At 68.1% G+C, this 16,628-nt stretch carries 19 protein-coding genes and 1 pseudogene; 16 read left to right on the forward strand and 4 right to left on the reverse strand.

Annotated elements, in window-relative coordinates:
- Window positions 1–181: 181 nt before the first annotated feature.
- The 13 genes and pseudogenes from tnpB (at window position 182) to ACZ5BU_RS08895 (ending at window position 10,781) form a co-directional block, all read left to right on the forward strand.
- Window positions 182–1,633, forward strand: a complete 1,452-nt coding sequence (gene tnpB / locus ACZ5BU_RS08835; protein WP_465696842.1) for an IS607 family element RNA-guided endonuclease TnpB — start codon at window positions 182–184, stop codon at window positions 1,631–1,633.
- A gap of 67 nt (window positions 1,634–1,700) precedes the next feature.
- Window positions 1,701–2,684: a DNA-binding protein WhiA gene (gene whiA, locus ACZ5BU_RS08840; RefSeq protein ID WP_465696844.1), complete on the forward strand. Its 984-nt coding sequence runs from the start codon at window positions 1,701–1,703 to the stop codon at window positions 2,682–2,684.
- A gap of 91 nt (window positions 2,685–2,775) precedes the next feature.
- Complete coding sequence (locus ACZ5BU_RS08845) at window positions 2,776–3,156, forward strand: hypothetical protein (protein WP_465696846.1); 381 nt, start codon at window positions 2,776–2,778, stop codon at window positions 3,154–3,156.
- 255 nt (window positions 3,157–3,411) lie between these two features.
- Complete coding sequence (locus ACZ5BU_RS08850; RefSeq protein ID WP_465696847.1) at window positions 3,412–3,555, forward strand: hypothetical protein; 144 nt, start codon at window positions 3,412–3,414, stop codon at window positions 3,553–3,555.
- A gap of 45 nt (window positions 3,556–3,600) precedes the next feature.
- Complete coding sequence (locus ACZ5BU_RS08855; protein ID WP_465696849.1) at window positions 3,601–3,825, forward strand: hypothetical protein; 225 nt, start codon at window positions 3,601–3,603, stop codon at window positions 3,823–3,825.
- Window positions 3,826–3,953: 128 nt separating this feature from the next.
- Window positions 3,954–4,925, forward strand: a pseudogene (locus tag ACZ5BU_RS08860) (M4 family metallopeptidase).
- 216 nt (window positions 4,926–5,141) lie between these two features.
- On the forward strand, window positions 5,142–6,149 hold the full coding sequence (gap, locus tag ACZ5BU_RS08865) for a type I glyceraldehyde-3-phosphate dehydrogenase (protein ID WP_465696851.1): 1,008 nt from the start codon (window positions 5,142–5,144) through the stop codon (window positions 6,147–6,149).
- A 90-nt stretch (window positions 6,150–6,239) separates the two neighbouring features.
- On the forward strand, window positions 6,240–7,433 hold the full coding sequence (locus ACZ5BU_RS08870; protein ID WP_465696853.1) for a phosphoglycerate kinase: 1,194 nt from the start codon (window positions 6,240–6,242) through the stop codon (window positions 7,431–7,433).
- A 1-nt stretch (window position 7,434) separates the two neighbouring features.
- Complete coding sequence (tpiA, locus tag ACZ5BU_RS08875; protein WP_465696854.1) at window positions 7,435–8,250, forward strand: triose-phosphate isomerase; 816 nt, start codon at window positions 7,435–7,437, stop codon at window positions 8,248–8,250.
- Window positions 8,247–8,480, forward strand: coding sequence for a preprotein translocase subunit SecG (secG, locus tag ACZ5BU_RS08880; protein WP_360140486.1), 234 nt, complete (start codon window positions 8,247–8,249; stop codon window positions 8,478–8,480). Before tpiA ends, secG begins: the two co-directional genes overlap by 4 nt.
- A 16-nt stretch (window positions 8,481–8,496) precedes the next feature.
- Complete coding sequence (locus ACZ5BU_RS08885; protein ID WP_141860545.1) at window positions 8,497–8,856, forward strand: RNA polymerase-binding protein RbpA; 360 nt, start codon at window positions 8,497–8,499, stop codon at window positions 8,854–8,856.
- 85 nt (window positions 8,857–8,941) lie between these two features.
- On the forward strand, window positions 8,942–9,916 hold the full coding sequence (locus tag ACZ5BU_RS08890; RefSeq protein WP_465696857.1) for an SMP-30/gluconolactonase/LRE family protein: 975 nt from the start codon (window positions 8,942–8,944) through the stop codon (window positions 9,914–9,916).
- Window positions 9,917–9,926: 10 nt separating this feature from the next.
- A complete protein-coding gene (locus ACZ5BU_RS08895) occupies window positions 9,927–10,781 on the forward strand; it encodes an LLM class flavin-dependent oxidoreductase (protein ID WP_465696859.1) in 855 nt (284 codons plus the stop codon).
- A 63-nt stretch (window positions 10,782–10,844) separates the two neighbouring features.
- On the opposite strand, the gene ACZ5BU_RS08900 is transcribed toward ACZ5BU_RS08895, so the two are convergent.
- Complete coding sequence (locus tag ACZ5BU_RS08900; RefSeq protein WP_130385526.1) at window positions 10,845–11,054, reverse strand: cold-shock protein; 210 nt, start codon at window positions 11,052–11,054, stop codon at window positions 10,845–10,847.
- Window positions 11,055–11,477: 423 nt separating this feature from the next.
- On the opposite strand from ACZ5BU_RS08900, the gene ACZ5BU_RS08905 reads away from it, so the two are divergent.
- Window positions 11,478–11,753 carry a protealysin inhibitor emfourin gene (locus ACZ5BU_RS08905; RefSeq protein WP_465696862.1) on the forward strand — a complete coding sequence of 92 codons (276 nt, stop codon included), beginning with the start codon at window positions 11,478–11,480 and terminating at the stop codon, window positions 11,751–11,753.
- Here ACZ5BU_RS08905 and ACZ5BU_RS08910 read toward each other — a convergent pair.
- Together ACZ5BU_RS08910 and ACZ5BU_RS08915 are read right to left on the reverse strand one after the other, a co-directional pair.
- The gene (locus ACZ5BU_RS08910) at window positions 11,750–13,195 is read right to left on the reverse strand and encodes a family 20 glycosylhydrolase (RefSeq protein ID WP_465696864.1); all 1,446 of its coding nucleotides are present in this window, start codon (window positions 13,193–13,195) and stop codon (window positions 11,750–11,752) included. The genes ACZ5BU_RS08905 and ACZ5BU_RS08910 overlap by 4 nt on opposite strands.
- A complete protein-coding gene (locus tag ACZ5BU_RS08915; protein WP_465696866.1) occupies window positions 13,192–14,406 on the reverse strand; it encodes an MFS transporter in 1,215 nt (404 codons plus the stop codon). The genes ACZ5BU_RS08910 and ACZ5BU_RS08915 overlap by 4 nt, the downstream gene beginning before the upstream one ends.
- A 49-nt stretch (window positions 14,407–14,455) precedes the next feature.
- On the opposite strand from ACZ5BU_RS08915, the gene ACZ5BU_RS08920 reads away from it, so the two are divergent.
- Both ACZ5BU_RS08920 and ACZ5BU_RS08925 read left to right on the forward strand, forming a co-directional pair.
- A complete protein-coding gene (locus tag ACZ5BU_RS08920) occupies window positions 14,456–15,133 on the forward strand; it encodes a CGNR zinc finger domain-containing protein (protein ID WP_465696868.1) in 678 nt (225 codons plus the stop codon).
- A 168-nt stretch (window positions 15,134–15,301) separates the two neighbouring features.
- On the forward strand, window positions 15,302–15,718 hold the full coding sequence (locus tag ACZ5BU_RS08925) for a VOC family protein (RefSeq protein WP_465696870.1): 417 nt from the start codon (window positions 15,302–15,304) through the stop codon (window positions 15,716–15,718).
- A 45-nt stretch (window positions 15,719–15,763) separates the two neighbouring features.
- On the opposite strand, the gene ACZ5BU_RS08930 is transcribed toward ACZ5BU_RS08925, so the two are convergent.
- A complete protein-coding gene (locus tag ACZ5BU_RS08930; protein WP_465696871.1) occupies window positions 15,764–16,618 on the reverse strand; it encodes a DinB family protein in 855 nt (284 codons plus the stop codon).
- Window positions 16,619–16,628 lie beyond the last annotated feature (10 nt).

Below are 16,628 nucleotides of genomic sequence, written 5' to 3' on the forward strand. Positions count from 1 at the left end.
ACGTCGCCGGAGTAACGCACTCAGTCCGCCGAAAGGTTGCAGTTCTCGTAACGGATCTTCGCCGCCTCCGTTGGAGTGATCGAGCCCGAACGCTGCTTGCGTTCCGTCGCGAGAGTGATGAAGCGACTGACTGGGTCTGCGAGCGGCCGTGGTTGTCGGTGGTCGATGGGAGGGTAATGAGATGGCGCGGTTCAAGATTCCGGACGGTTGGGTGGTGCAGGCATACCGATACGCGCTGGATCCCACGCCCGCCCAGGAGCGCAGCCTGACTTCTCATGCTGGGGCGGCAAGGTTCGCTCGCAACCACATGCTCAGACTGGTGAAGGCGGTGCTGGACCAGCGGGCCGCCGAGAGGTCGTACGGCGTTGCTGACGCTGACCTGACCCCAGGCCTGGGATGGTCGCTGCCGGCGCTGCGCAAGGTGTGGAACGCGCGCAAGAACTCGGCGGCGCCGTGGTGGAAGGAGAACTCCAAGGAGGCATACAACACCGGCCTGGATTCCCTTGCGAGGTCACTGGAGGCGTGGTCGAAGTCCCGCGGAGGCGGACGTGCTGGGCAGCCAGTTGGGTTTCCACGCTTCCACAGCAAGCGGGCGCGCGCGAGCGTGCGGTTCACCACGGGTCCGATCCGGCTCGAGCCAGACCGGCATCACGTCAACCTTCCCAGGCTCGGCAGGATCCGCACGCACGAGTCCACACGGAAACTCGCACTCTGCATCGAGAGCGGGACAGCGCGGGTGCTTTCGACGGTCGCCAGGGACAGTGATGGGCGCTGGCACGTCTCCTTCCAGACACTCGTACAACGCACCAGTGCTCGTCCGGCGCACGTGGGTATACGGCATGCCGTGGTGGGTGTGGATGTCGGTGTGAGAGATCTGCTGGTGGTCGCCACTCCAGACGGGACTGAGGTCGAGCGGGTGCCTGCGCCCCGGAGCCTCGCCAAGGCACAGGTTCGGCTGCGCGCGCTGCAACGCAAAGCCTCACGCCAGCAGGCCCCGTACGATCCCCAGTCGAAGCACAAACGGTCGCCGTCCAAGCGCTGGCAACGCACCCAGGCCCTGATCGGCAAAGTCCACGCGCGGGCCGCGAGCCTCAGGCGGGACACTCTGCAGAAGGCCACGACGCGGCTCGCCCAGCAGCACCTGACCATCACTGTGGAGACACTCAACGTCTCGGGTATGCGGACCGCTGGCGGTGCGCGGAAGCGTGGCCTGAACCGCGCGTTGGCGGATGCCGCTCTCGCGCAGGTACGACGCATGCTCGCCTACAAGACGATCTGGTACGGGTCGAGAATGGTCGAAGCCGACCGTTGGTATCCGTCCAGCAAGACCTGCTCGAGATGCGGCAGCCGAAAGCCAAGGCTTCTGCTGGCTGAGCGCAGTTACGTGTGCGAACACTGCGGCTTGGTCATCGACCGGGACCTGAATGCCGCAATCAACCTCGCGAGGCTCGGCGAGACTCACACCCTGAGTGAACAGAGCCCCGCCGGGAGTGGCCCGGTGGAAGGACGTGGAGCCATGCAGGAGACCGGACCCGCGCCAGCGGGCGACGCAGCAGGCTGTGAAACGTCAACCCCGCCCCAGCGTCCGCTGGATCAGACGGGGACTGCCTCGCCGCAAGGAGAGGCTGCCTGATGGAGCAAACCGACGTTCGCTTCCCGAGCAGGCAACGGTCTTTGACACAGGTGGGAGGATGGCCTTCATGGCGATGACAACACAGGTGAAGTCCGAGTTGACCAGTATTCAGGTGACGAAACCGTGTTGCCGCAAGGCTGAGGTCTCGTCGATCCTGCGGTTTGCCGGCGGGCTGCACCTGGTGTCCGGACGCATCGTCGTCGAGGCCGAACTGGACAGCGGCGCCGCGGCCCGGCGGCTGCGCAAGGACATCGCCGAGATCTTCGGGCACCCGTCGGACGTGGTGGTGATTTCCCCGTCAGGCATTCGCAAGCAGACGAAGTACGTCGTCCGCGTGGTCCGGGACGGTGACGCGCTGGCCCGGCAGACCGGCCTCGTGGACAACCGGGGCCGTCCGGTCCGGGGCCTTCCGCCCGCGGTCGTTTCCGGTGCGTCCTGTGACGCGGTGGCGGCCTGGCGTGGGGCGTTCCTCGCGCATGGATCGCTGACCGAGCCGGGTCGGTCGTCCTCGCTCGAGGTGACGTGCCCCGGTCCGGAGGCGGCGCTCGCGCTGGTCGGTGCGGCGCGACGGCTCGGGATCGGTTCGAAGGCCCGCGAGGTGCGGAACGTGGACCGCGTGGTGATCCGCGACGGTGACGCGATCGGCGCCTTGCTGACGCGGCTCGGTGCGCACGAGTCGGTGCTGGCGTGGGAGGAGCGTCGGATGCGGCGCGAGGTCCGCGCGACCGCGAACCGGCTGGCGAACTTCGACGACGCGAACCTGCGCCGCTCCGCCCGAGCCGCGGTGGCCGCTGGGGCGCGCGTCGAGCGGGCGTTGGAGATCCTGGGTGACGACGTACCGGACCACCTGCAGGTGGCCGGCAAGCTGCGGCTGGAGCACAAGCAGGCCAGCCTCGAAGAGCTCGGCCAGCTGCACGAGCCGGCGCTGACCAAGGACGCCGTCGCCGGCCGGATCCGCCGACTCCTCGCGATGGCCGACAAGCGCGCCAGCGACCTCGGCGTCCCGAACACCGAAGCCAACCTCACCCCGGAGATGCTCGACCCGGCCTGACCGGATCGTTATCTCCCACTGCCCACACAGCCCTTGCGTCGTTGGTTGGATTTCTCCACGGGGTTTCCATCCGATGAACAGATGAGGACCGATGGGCACAACACCAGAAGAACAAGCGGCGCTGGACAAGATCATCCAGGACGGCATCAAGCGCGAGGTCGAGCGGATGCAGGCGGAGGCAGCGCGCAAGGCCGCTGAGGAAGCGAACAAGGGCAAGATGGTTGCCGACCCGGAGCCGGCCGCCGCGAACTGGCCGGACAACGGGGTGCAGGCGGCGCCGCAGACCGGGCTTGGCAAGGTGGCCGGGGCGCTGCGCGTCGGTCAGGCCGGTGACGTGGCGTTCGCGCGGGATCTGCTGAACAGCGGTCAGGCGCCCCTCGGCGGAGTCGCCAAGCCGGAGTCGGCTGCCGGCGGCGCGAAGGAAAGCGCGGCCGGCTCGCGGGCTCCGAAGCCGGCGCTCGGCCTCGGCTGACCGCATCAACTTCCGCCACTCACCAACTGGCCGGGTCGTGAGGTCCGCACGGTAGGCGACCGCTGGATGCCCAACCCGCGCGCGGGTTGGTGAGTGGCGGAGGTCCGGGCGTCCCGGACCGAAGGATTACCCGGTGATTCCGGGGTTTCGAGGCTGATCGGTTCCCTTTCGTGGAGGGCTCGCCGAGGGTGTGCGTGCCCATTCGCGCACGACCCTGTCCCGGATCGTGCGCGTCTTCCGCCCAAGGGAGTTCGCATGAAGCGCATTCATCGCGCCGGTCTGGCCGCTACCGCGATCGCCGGTCTGGCCGCCGTAACCATCACCGTCAACGTGCGGGCCGCCCAACCCGGTGGCACCGCCGTGTCCCCGGTGGCCGCTGCCCGCGCCAACGCCGTATAGCTCGGCATCGGTGACGGCAGTGACCTGGTTGTCCGTGATGTCGTCGTGGACGGTGACGGCAGCAGCCACGTCCGGTTCGACCGCACGTACCAAGGTCTGCCGGTCGTCGGCGGCGACGTCGTCGTACACCAGGACAAGGCCGGCAAGGCCCGTTCGACGACCGGTGGTGTCGGCAAGCTCGCCCTGTCCGTGAAGCCTGCGTCTCGGCGGCGTCCGCGACTGCGGCCTCGAAGCAGAAGGCCGGCAAACAGCAGCTCGTCGTGTTCGTGACGGACGCCGGCCAGTCCAAGCTCGCGTACAAGGTCGTGAGCGAAGGCCGCAAGGCCAACGGCGAACCGACCGGCACCGAGACGTACGTCGACGCGCAGAACGGCAAGGTCCTCGACAGCTGGGCCACGATGAACGACGACCTCGGCAGCGGTACCGGCCCGTACGTCGGCACCGTCGGCCTCGACACCACCAAGTCCGGTACCAGCTGGACGATGGTCGACCCGGTCCGCGGCGGCAACGCGACGTACAACGCCGGCACGCTCTTCTCCGACGCCGACAACGTCTGGGGGACCGGCAGCAACTCGAACGCGCAGACTGCTGGCGTCGACGCGCACTACGGCATCGCCGAGACGTGGGACTACTACAAGAACGTGCACGGCCGCAACGGCATCGCCAACGACGGCAAGGGCGCGACGTCGTACGTTCACGACGGCGCGTACGTCAACGCGTCCTGGAGCGACTCCTGCTTCTGCATGAAGTACGGCGACGGCGACCCGAGCCAGGGGATCGGCCCGCTCGTCGAACTGGACATCGCCGGGCACGAGATGAGCCACGGCGTCACCAGCCGCTCGGCCGGCCTGCGCTACAGCGGCGAGTCCGGCGGCCTGAACGAGTCGACCTCGGACATCTTCGGAGTGGTACGCCGCCAACAGCCAGGACACCCCCGACTACGTGATGGGTGAGGAGATCTTCACCGACTACAACCCGGCGGTGAACTACATCCGGCGGATGGACAAGCCGTCGATGGACGGGTCCAGCGCGGACGCGTGGTCGAAGAGCGTCGGCCGGCTGAACGTGCACTACTCGTCCAGTGTCGGCAACCACTTCTTCTACCTGCTGTCCGAGGGCAGCGGCGCGAAGACGATCAACGGCGTCGCGTACAACAGCCCGGCCGCCAACGGCGTCACCGTCAGCGGCATCGGCATCACGAAGGCGAGAAGATCTGGTACCGCGCGCTGACGACGTACATGACGTCCCGGACCGACTACCACGGTGCGCGGACGGCGACGCTGAACGCCGCCACGGACCTGTACGGCGCGATCAGCGCGGAGCGGGCCGCGGTGGACAAGGCGTGGGCCGCGGTGAACGTGCTCCCGTGATCGGGTGAACCTCACGTAGCCAGCAGTGCGAACGGCGGTTTCCGGAGAGATGCTCCGGAAACCGCCGTTCGTCGTACCAGTCAGTGGTCTGGTCTGAAGCCGTGAAAAACTACCGGTGGTCTTATCTGGACGCTACCAGTTGATCGAGTGGGCTGTTGGGCTAGTGTTCGGGCTGTAGCGGCAGTGTCAAAGCTAGATTCGAGGAGACGTAGTCCCGTGACCGTACGCGTAGGTATCAACGGCTTCGGCCGCATCGGCCGTAACTTCTTCCGGGCCGCGCAGGCGGCCGGTGCCGACATCGAGGTCGTCGCCGTCAACGACCTGACCGACAACCAGACCCTCGCTCACCTGCTGAAGTACGACTCGATCCTGGGCCGCTTCCCGGGCGAGGTCTCCGCCACCGACGACGACATCACCGTCGCCGGCAAGAGCTTCAAGGCGTTCGCCGAGCGCGACCCCGCGAACCTCAAGTGGTCCGACGTCGGCGCCGACGTCGTGATCGAGTCCACCGGCTTCTTCACCGACGCCACCAAGGCCAAGACGCACGCCGACAACGGCGCCAAGAAGGTCATCATCTCCGCCCCGGCGAAGAACGAGGACCTGACCGTGGTGATGGGCGTGAACCACGAGCTGTACGACGCCGAGAAGCACACCGTGATCTCGAACGCGTCCTGCACCACGAACTGCATCGCCCCGCTGGCCAAGGTCCTCAACGACGCGTTCACGATCGAGAAGGGTCTGATGACCACGATCCACGCGTACACCCAGGACCAGAACCTGCAGGACGGCCCGCACAAGGACCTGCGCCGTGCCCGCGCCGCCGCGCTGAACATCGTGCCGACCTCGACCGGCGCCGCGAAGGCGATCGGCCTGGTGCTGCCGGAGCTCAAGGGCAAGCTGGACGGGTACGCGCTGCGCGTGCCGGTGCCGACCGGCTCGGCCACCGACCTGACCGTCACCGTCGGCCGTGAGGTCACCGTGGACGAGGTCAAGGAGGCCTACAAGGCCGCCGCGGCCGAGGGCTCGCTGAAGGGCTACCTGACCTACACCGAGGACGAGATCGTCTCCACCGACATCGTCACCGACCCGGCGTCCTGCATCTTCGACGCGGGCCTGACGAAGGTGATCGGCAACCAGGTCAAGGTCGTCGGCTGGTACGACAACGAGTGGGGCTACTCCAACCGCCTCGTCGACCTGGTCAACCACGTCGGCGCCTCGCTCTGACACGTCCATAAGCTTTGCGTCCGGAGAGCTGGTGCTGTCTCCGGGCGCAAAGCTCGTTCACCCGTGGAAGCTGATCGAGGAAGCTGAACTGTGAAGACCATCGAAGATCTCGGCGACCTGGCCGGCCGGCGGGTGCTGGTCCGGTCCGACCTGAACGTGCCGATCAAGAACGAGGTGATCGGCGACGACGGCCGGATCCGCGCCTCGCTGCCGACCCTGGTGAAGCTCGCCAAGGCCGGCGCGAAGGTGATCGTCACCGCGCACCTGGGCCGCCCGAAGGGCAAACCGAACCCGGAGTTCACCCTGGCCCCGGTGGCCAGGCGGCTCGGCGAGTTGCTGCAGCCCGAGGGCATCACCGTGCACTTCGCCACCGACGTCACCGGCGAGAGCGCGCAGGAAGCCGTCCAGGAGCTGGACGAGGGCGAGGTTCTCCTGCTCGAGAACGTCCGCTACGACCCGCGCGAGGAGAGCAAGGACGAGGCCGAGCGGGACGCGCTTGCCGACGAGCTCGCCGCACTCGCGGACGTGTTCGTCAGCGACGGCTTCGGCGTCGTCCACCGCAAGCAGGCCAGCGTGTACGACGTGGCCCGCAAGCTCCCGCACGCCGCCGGCGGCCTGGTGCTCGCCGAGGTCGAGGTACTGAAGAAGCTCACCGAGGACCCGGCCCGGCCGTACGTCGTCGTACTCGGCGGCGCGAAGGTGTCGGACAAGCTCGCGGTGATCGACAACCTGCTGGCGAAGGCCGACAAGCTGCTGATCGGTGGCGGCATGGTCTTCACGTTCCTGAAGGCGCAGGGCCACGAGGTCGGCAAGAGCCTGCTCGAGGAAGACCAGCTGGACGTCGTCCGCGGCTACCTGAAGGAGGCCGGCGACAAGATCGTGCTGCCGACCGACATCGTGGTCGCGCCCGAGTTCAAGGCCGACTCCCCGGCGACCGTGGTCGCGGCCGACGCGATCCCGGCGGACCAGCTCGGCCTGGACATCGGCCCGGAGTCCGGTACGGCGTTCGCGTCCGAGGTCGCGAAGGCGAAGACCGTGTTCTGGAACGGCCCGATGGGCGTCTTCGAGATGGCGGCGTTCGCCGGCGGAACCAAGGCCGTCGCGCAGGCGTTGACCGAGGTGGACGGGCTGAGTGTCGTCGGTGGCGGCGACTCCGCGGCCGCCGTCCGGCAGCTAGGCTTCGCCGACGACGCGTTCGGCCACATCTCCACTGGTGGTGGCGCGTCGCTCGAATACCTGGAGGGCAAGGAGCTCCCCGGGCTCGCGGTACTGGAAGAGGACTGAGATGGCCACCGACAACACAGCTGCCCGCACGCCGTTGATGGCGGGCAACTGGAAGATGAACCTCAACCACGTCGAGGCCGTGCACCTGCTGCAGAAGCTGAGCTGGACGCTGCAGGACAAGAAGCACGACTTCGACCGGGTCGAGGTGGCGGTGCTGCCGCCGTTCACCGACATCCGCAGCGTGCAGACGCTGGTCGACGGTGACCGGATGAAGATCAAGTACGGCGCCCAGGACGTGTCCACGCACGACTCCGGGGCGTACACCGGCGAGATCTCGGCGACCATGCTCAGCAAGCTCGGCTGTACGTACGTGCTGACCGGCCACTCGGAGCGCCGGCAGTACCACGACGAGACCGACGAGGTCGTCAACGCGAAGACCGCGAAGGCGCTCGAGGCCGGCCTGACCCCGATCATGTGTGTCGGCGAGGGTCTGGAGATCCGGAAGGCCAACGGGCACGTCGAGCACTGCCTCGGTCAGGTCGACGCCGGGCTGGCCGGCCTGAAGCAGGACGACGTCCGCAAGCTCGTGATCGCGTACGAGCCGGTGTGGGCGATCGGCACCGGCGAGGTGGCCACCCCGGAGGACGCGCAGGAGGTGATCGCCGCGATCCGTGGCCGGCTCGAGGAGACGATTTCACCCTCGGTCGCCGACTCGGTACGGATTCTTTACGGCGGATCGGTGAAGATGGCCAGTGCAGGTGGCATCATGGCCCAACCGGATGTCGACGGCTGCCTGGTCGGAGGTGCGAGCCTTCAGGTGGACGAGTTCGCCGGCATCTGCCGTTACCTGGACCTTCAGTTAGGCTACTCCTCGTGAAACTCGCGTTCTCCATCGTCGTGATCGTCTGCAGCCTCATGCTCACGCTGCTCGTGCTGCTGCACAAAGGCCGTGGTGGCGGTCTGTCCGACCTGTTCGGTGGTGGGGTGTCGTCCAGCCTGGGCGGCTCCTCGGTCGCCGAGCGAAACCTGGACCGGATCACGATCGGTATCGGTCTGGTCTGGTTCGCTGCCATCGTCGCGCTCGGCCTGCTCTACAAGCTCGGCTGAGGGGGAGTAGGTTCCCGTGGCTGGTGGTGGCAGTGCGATTCGTGGCAGCCGGGTCGGTGCCGGGCCGATGGGCGAGGCGGAGCGCGGGGACACCGCGCCCCGGCAGCGCATCGTGTTCTTCTGTGCGAACGGGCACGAGACCGCGACCTGGTTCGCGGTCGAGGCGGCCATCCCGGAGGAGTGGGACTGTCCACGGTGCGGTCTGCCGACCAGCACCGATGTGAACAACCCGCCTCCGCCGCCGAAGATCGAGCCCTACAAGACCCACCTGGCCTATGTGAAGGAGCGCCGCTCCGAGCAGGAGGCCCAGGAGATCCTCGACGAGGCCCTCGAGAAACTGCGGGCGCGTCGCGCCCGTGGCGAGGTCATCTACTAGCAGCATCCAACGGCTACAGCCCGGTCTCCTGGACCGGGCTGTAGCCGTTTGTGGTTGGACCGGTGCAGCGCGCTAGGGTCTGGTCATGAAGTCGTCGATCGCCCCGGTCCGCTGGACTCCGCCGCCCCCGCCGCCGGTTCGGCACCCGAAGACCGTCGACGTCGAGGTGGTCGCGCTGCCCGGCACCGGCCCTGAGGACACGTTGATCGACGAGGACGGCAGCGTCCTCACCGGCCTGTACGACGGCCGCATCCTGCGCGTCTCCGCCGACGGGAAGACGATCAGCACGCTGGCCGACACCGGCGGCCGTCCGCTCGGCCTCGAGTGGCTGCCCGACGGCAAGGTGCTGATCTGCGACGCGAACCGTGGCCTGCTCACGCTCGACAAAGATCTCCGGATCGCGACGTTGCTGTCCGAGATCGACGGCCGGCCGATGCGGTTCTGCAACAACGCCGACGTGACCGAGGACGGCACGATCTACTTCACCGACTCGTCCACCCGGTTCGGCATCGACGAGTGGATGGCCGACCTCCTCGAGCACTCCACCACCGGCAGCGTGTACCGCCGTACGCCTGACGGTGAGGTGACCCGGCTGGCGACCTGCCGCGGCTTCCCGAACGGGGTGGCGCTCAGCAGCGACCGTACGGCGTTGTTCTGGGCCGAGACCGCGACGTACGGGCTGTACAAGCTCGACCTGATGACCGACGGCGCGGAACCGGTGCAGATCGCCACGATCCCGGGGCTGCCCGACAACATCGCCCGCGGCTCGGACGGCCTGATCTGGGTCGCGGTCGGCTCACCGCGGAACGCCGTACTCGACCTGCTGCTGCCGAAGCATCCGGTGCTCCGGAAGCTCGTCTGGGCACTGCCCGACGCCCTGAAGCCGAAGCCCGCGGACATCATCGAGATCCAGGCGTACGACGAGACCGGCGACCTCGTCCACGACCTCCGCGCCAAACACCCGCAGTTCCACATGCCCACCGGCGTCCGCGAACGCAACGGCCAAGTCTGGCTGGGCAGCATCGGCACCAGCTCCCTCGCCACCTTCCCAACACCGTAGGCTCGCGATCATGCGTTTCGGGATTGGGATTTTGCCGGAGTATCGGTGGCGCGAGGCTGCGGGGCGGTGGCGGCGGGCGGAGGGGTATGGGTTTGATCATGCGTGGACGTACGACCATCTGACCTGGAGCGGGTTGCAGGACTCGCCGTGGTACGGGACGACGCCGACGTTGACGGCGGCCGCGACGGTGACGTCGACGATCAAGCTCGGCACGTTCGTCACCTCGCCGAACTTCCGGCATCCGCTGGCGTTGACCCGCGACATCCTCGCGATCGACGACGTCTCCGACGGCCGGTTCCTGTGCGGTATCGGCGCCGGCGGCAGCCTGGACGCGACCATCCAAGGCGGCCCGGACCTGGCGCCGCGGGAGAAGCAGGACCGCTACCAGGAGTTCGTGAAGCTCCTGGACATCCTGCTCACCACCGATGGCGTGGACTTCAAGGGCGAGTACTTCGAGACCCGCAACGGCCGCACGCTACCCGGTTGCATCCAGCAACCGCGCGTCCCGTTCATCCTTGCGGGCAACGGCCCGCGTTCGTTGAGGTTCGCCGCGAAGCACGGTGACGGCTGGATGACGACCGGGGGAGCGGGTGACGACCTGGACAGCTGGTTCGCGTCGGTCGCCGAGCTCAGCCACCGCCTCGACGAGCTCCTCGAGGGCCGCCACCTGGATCGCTACCTGTCCCTCGACTCGAAGGTCTACGCGCTGTCCAGCCCGGCCGCCTTCGAGGACGCCGTCGGCCGCGCCGCCGCCCTTGGCTTCACCGACGTGATCACGCACTGGCCGCGCGCCGAGGGCGTGTACTCCGGTTCGGAGGACGTCCTGGAGAAGGTCGCCACCGAGGTCATACCGCGGCTGCGCTAGAGCGGCGAACGGGCCGCACACCCGAAGGTGTGCGGCCCGCTCACTGTGTGCTGGAAAGGGCGATCAGGAACCGATCGCGCGGATGTTCTCCGCCTGAAGGCCCTTCTGGCCCTGGGTGATCTCGAACTCGACGCGCTGGTTCTCGTCCAGCGAGCGGAAGCCCGACATCTGGATGGCCGAGTAGTGCGCGAACACGTCCGCGCCACCGTCATCCGGGGTGATGAAGCCGAAGCCCTTGTCAGCGTTGAACCACTTGACAGTACCGACAGCCATTTGTCTATCTCCTCGATGGCTATTAACAATCCGTGGTCCACACCTCATGGACCACGCGTCGCCGAAAGGTCCCAGACGACAGACCGGCCATGCAGCACAGCAAAGTCAGGGAGTCCAAAACTGCAACGCCACAACTGTAGCCGTTCTGCGGCGCGATGGTAGAGGTGACCACAAACACGTGTCGCTGATTGTCGCCGATCGCTACCCTCCGTACACGGCCGATCCAGGGCACCCTGGGCCCTGCCCGGAACCGGAAATCCGGCGCCTACCTGCTGTTTCGCGGGCGGCGGTAGGTAGGGAACATTGGCAACGAAGGACAATTGCCCGGTACGCCGGGTGATGGACGCATGATTCTGATCGAATTTCCCGGCGTGTCGCGCGGCTGTGGACAGTTGCACGAGGCGCAACAGCAAGGAGACGGAAATGATCCTGACGGTGATCCGCACGGGTGGTTTCGCGGGGCTGACCAAGCAGGGCGAACTCGACACGGCCGGCCAACCGGACGCGGACCGGCTGGAGGAGGCGGCCCGCGCGCTGGGCACGAAGGACCTCGGCTCCGGCCGGCCGCAGCCGGACCGGTACGTGTACCGGCTGGAGGTGCGTGACACCCACGACGCGGACGCCACGCAGCACACCGTCGCCGAACAGGATGTCGACCCGGCCACCGCGTGGCTCTTCGACCGGGTCCTCAGTCGTTAGCGCCAGTCGATCTCGGGTGCCCGGTAGAAGTTGACGCCGAGTACCTCCCAGCGCGGTGCCTGCTCGGCCAGGCGGTCCTTGTAAGCCGTCCAGTCAAGAGCTTGCTCCGCGGACCAGCCGAGCTCGGCGATCCCGGGCAGCCGCGGGAACACCATGAACTCGACCTTGGCCAGGTCGTCGAGGGTCTCGGTCCACAGCGGCGCCTCGACGCCGTCGATCGCGCTCGCCGGCACGTTCGGGATCAGCGTGGCCGGGTTCCAGCTGTACGCCTGTTCGACGCTGACGAGCCCGGCCCAGTCGAGCCCGAGCGGCGTCTCCGCGTGGTACTTCATGTCCAGGTACGCCCGGTTCGCGGGGGAGAGCACCAGCGTGGCACCCTGCTCGACGGCCTTCACCGCGAGCGCCTGCGCCTTCTCGTCCTCGGTACCCCAGTACTGTACGAGCGTCCCGGCCGGCAGCGGCGCGTCCGCGATCTCGTGCCAGCCCATCACCGTCTTGCCCTGCTTCACCACCAGCTCGGCCGCCTTCGGCACGAACGTCAGGTAGTCCGAGTGCGGCGTGGAGTGCGCCTCGTCCCCGCCCAGGTGTACGACGTCGCCCGGCGTCTGCTCTGCCACCTCACGGAACACGTCGCCCAGGAATTCGTACGTACGGTCCAGCTCCACCGTCAGCGTGCTGAAGCCGACCTCGGTCTCGGTGTAGAGCTTCGGCGCGACACCATCCGGTGTGAGCTCCGCGTACGACGCCAGCGCCGCGTTCGTGTGCCCCGGGGTGTCGATCTCGGGTACGACTGTGATGTAGTGCTCCCCGGCGTACCGCACGAGCTCGGCGTACTCCGCCTTCGTGTACGAGCCGCCCGTACCGCCTCCGACCTGCAGGCTGCCGCCGTACTCGGTCAGCCGCGGCCAGGAGTCCACCTGGATCCGCCAGCCCTGGTCGTCGGACAGGTGCAGGTGCAGGCGGTTGATCTTGTACAGCGACACGAGGTCGATGAAGCGCTTGACCTGGTCGACGGTGAAGAAGTGCCGCGTCACGTCGAGCATCACGCCGCGGTATCCGTACCGCGGTGCGTCGGAGATCGTCGTACCGGCAACCTCCCACCGACCGTCCTGCTGGGTCGCGGCGTCGGCTTTCGCCGGCAGGAGCTGGCGGAGCGTGGTCACTCCGCGGAAGACCCCCTCGGCGGTCCCGGCCATGACGGTGACGCCGGTGGCGTCCGCGCGGAGCTCGTACGCCTCGCCCTCCTGGGCGCCTGACGTGGTGAGCGTGATGGTCCCGGCGCCGTCCAGCACCGGGAGCGCGTACCCGGTCGAGCGGCGGAGCAGTACGGCGAGCCGATCGGCGATCGGCCGGGCCGCGGGATCGGCGCCGATCGTGGCGTCGGGCTGCAGCGTGAAGGTCTGGTCGGGAAGCGCCTGCTGCGCCGTGGGCTGCGGAATCATGATCGAGAGTGTTCGCGGCCCGCGCACGTTACGTCAAGAGGCTTCAATATCGTCTCTCGGTGCCGAGCCAGCAGCGGCTCGCTCAGCACCACGAGAGCTGCAACCGCCACCAGCAACCCGCCGACGACGGCCACGCTGCGGACAGTCGTGTGATCGATCAGGAGGCCGCCGATGAAGGCGCCGGCGGCGATGCCCAGGTTGTAGGCGGAGTTCATCCCTGCGGACGCCAGCGAGGTGTTGATCGGCGCCACCTGCAGCGTCCGGGTCTGGAGCGCAACAGCCATCGAACTGTAGGCCAGGCCGCTCACCGCAATGAACGCCACCGTCGGAACCTTCCACTGGCCGAAGGCGGCAAGACCGAGCAGCGTCACAGAGACCAGGACGAGCGCCTGCAGCAGGACAACCCAAGGGTGGCTGTCCAGCACTCGGCCCACGAGCGCCGCGCCCACCACGCCGCCCAAGCCGCTGGCGAGCAGCACCGGGCCCAGTGCGTTCCGGCCGAAGCCGGACAGGTCCAGCAGGAACGGTGTGACGTACGTGTTGAACGTCATGAAGCCGGTGACGCCGATCGCGGCCGCGGCGACGACAGCGGTGTACCGCCGGGCATCCGGGGCCTTGCCCCGGCGTGTGGTCGCGTCCTGCACCTCCACCTTCGGCAGCAAGGTCATCGCGCCCGCGAACAGTGCGGCGCCCAGCCCGGCCGTGACCAGGAACGGGATCCGCCAACTGGTGTTCGCGCCCAGCCAGGTGCCGAGCGGTACGCCGAGAACCGATGCCAGTGCTGCCCCGATCGAGATGCGGGCGACTGCCCGGCCCTGGGCGTCGGGCGGCACCAGGCCGGTCGCGATCGAGGGCGCGATCGACCAGAACAGCGCCTGGGACAGCGCGGTCACCAGTCGCGCGCCGAAGAGCACCTCGTACGTCGGTGCGGCCGCGGCGAGCAGGTTCGCGACCGCGACGACGGCGAGTGTCCAGCTCAGCACGGTCCGGCGGGGGAGCCGGCGGGTGAGCCGGGTGAGCGGGATCGAGGTGAGGACGACGATCACGGCGTACCCCGAGACGAGCAGGCCGATCTGGGAGTTCGACCGCTGCAGGTCGCCGGCCATCACGGTGAGCAGACCGATCGGCAGGACCTCGATCGTGACGTACGAGAAGGTGCCGACGGAGAGCATGAGCAGGGCCGCGGCGGCGCGGCGTGACGGAGAAGGCATGCTGACACCTGATTCCAGTAAAAGATCTGACAGTGGTAGCATCTCATCCATGACCGACAGTTCTCACGCGGAGTTCCGCATCGTGGGCGGTCACCCTGCTCTCGAGCTGGCGAACACGGTCACCCCGCGGCTGCGGGGCGGTGCCGCGGAGCACGACTACCTCACGTCACCCGCCGAGCTGGTCGCCTGGGCGCGCCGGATCGGGCTGATCGACCTGCGCGACTACAGCTCGGTCGAGGGCACCTGGCGGTCGATGCCGGAGCTGGCGACGAAGGCGCTGAACGCGACGCTCGAGATCCGGGAGGCGGCGTACGACGTGTTCGCGCCGCGCGCGTCCGATGCCGTGGTCGCGTCGGACGGCGTCAAGCACAGCGAGGGATCCGCGTTCGAGCGCCTGATGCTGCGGTGGTCGGCGGCCGCCGCGCGGTCGATGCTGATCCCGGACGCGAGCCGTGAGCGGGGGATCGCGGAACTGGTCGTCGGTACGTCGCCGGCGCAGCTGATCCCGGACCGCTTGGTGGTGGCGGCGGTCGAGCTGGTACGGACCGTCGACCTGCGCCAGTTGAAGGCCTGCCCGGTCGCGGACGGCGGCTGCGGCTGGCTGTTCCTGGACCGCAGCCGGAACGGTTCACGCCGCTGGTGTGCGATGGAGGATTGCGGTACGCGGGCGAAGATCCGGAAGCTGGGCGAGCGCCGGCGTGCTACCGCCGTACCCGAGGTTCAGTAGTTATTATCACTGTCAGCGACCGGACCAGCACGCGAGATTGCGTGTCGAAAGGTGCGAATTGTCCCCGGGACCTGTCATCGTAGGCGGCCGGGCCTTCCGACAAAGTGGGCCTTGCCCCTACTTGCCCCGGATCAGGAGCAGGTTGATGAAACAGATTGTGGAGGACAGATGACGCAGGTGGCAGAGCAGCCGGGCAGTACTGCCGGGCGGCTCGGCTCGGTGGTGCTGGACTGCCCGGACCCACTCGAGCTCGCCCAGTTCTACTCGGCGCTGCTGGGGCTGGACATCGACGAGAACGGTGACGAGGACTGGCGGAGCCTGACCGGCCCCGGTTCGTCACTGGGCAACTCGGCGCTGGCCTTCCGGCGCTCGGAGGAGTACGTGCCGGCCACGTGGCCCGGCACCGAAGCGCAGGACCTTCATCTCGACCTGATCGTCGAGGACCTCTCCAGCGGTCACGCGACCGTGGTCGCACTCGGGGCCGAGCCCCTCGACCCGCTGGACCCACCACCGGCCGAGAACGCGCGCGGCTGGCGGATCTACGCCGACCCCGCCGGGCATCCGTTCCGGATCTGCCTCGAGTAAGTCACCGAAGAAGGGCCTGTCGCAGGAGACAGGCCCTTCTTCACGTCAGGCCCGCGTTCGTTCGGTGAGGTAGTCGGTGACCGCAGTTTGCCCGGCCCAGGCGGCCCAGCCGGGGACGTCGGCGTCGAACTGGGTGTCCTTCAGCGTCAGGTCGGCGCCGTGCTCGACGAGGAAGCGCAGGACGTCGAGCTCGCCCGTACCGGCGGCGAGATGAGCGGCGGTCATGCCGCCTGACGTGCGTTCGTTGACGCCGAAGCCGAGGTCGGCGAGTCGCTCGATCAAGTCCCACCTCTGCGCCGCGGCGGCCTCGGCGAGCAGCGCGGGACGATCCGCGGGAGTGAGCTCACCGGCGAGCACGGCCGGGAACGGGTCCTCGGCGCGCAGGCCCTGATAGAAGTCGCGGACGGTGCCGACCTCCGCGCCGTGGTGGATCAACTCGTCGAGGATGTGCAGGGCGAACGCTGCGCCGTCGTGGTCCGCGTACGCGCCCGCGGGCTCACCCATCGGGCGGCTGAGCTCCTCCTTGGTGACCTCGGCCAGACGTCGGCGCCAAACGGCGTACGCGTGATCGAGAGCGGTGAGCGCCTCCGCAGCCGACCCCGGCGTGGGCGGCTGTCCGTCGTCCGGGCGGGGCTCGTGGCCGAACCAGGTCGCTGTCCGATCCTCCTGCAGAATGTCGACGATGTGCGTGATCCGCCACGCGAGCGTGGTGAACGGCGCCGGCGCGGGCGGGATCCTGCTGTCGTCCGCGACGTACCCGTTGCCGGTCTTGCGGATCGTCCAGCAGCCGTCGAACGGCTCCCAGAAGTACTCGTCGTCCGTCAGGCCCTCGACCCGCTGCCGCAGGCGCTGCCACGCGAAGTCCGACAGGTCCAGAAGGTTCTGCGAAAGCGTCGTCATGTGTTCACCG

The organism is Kribbella sp. NPDC031520 (genome assembly GCF_055580825.1).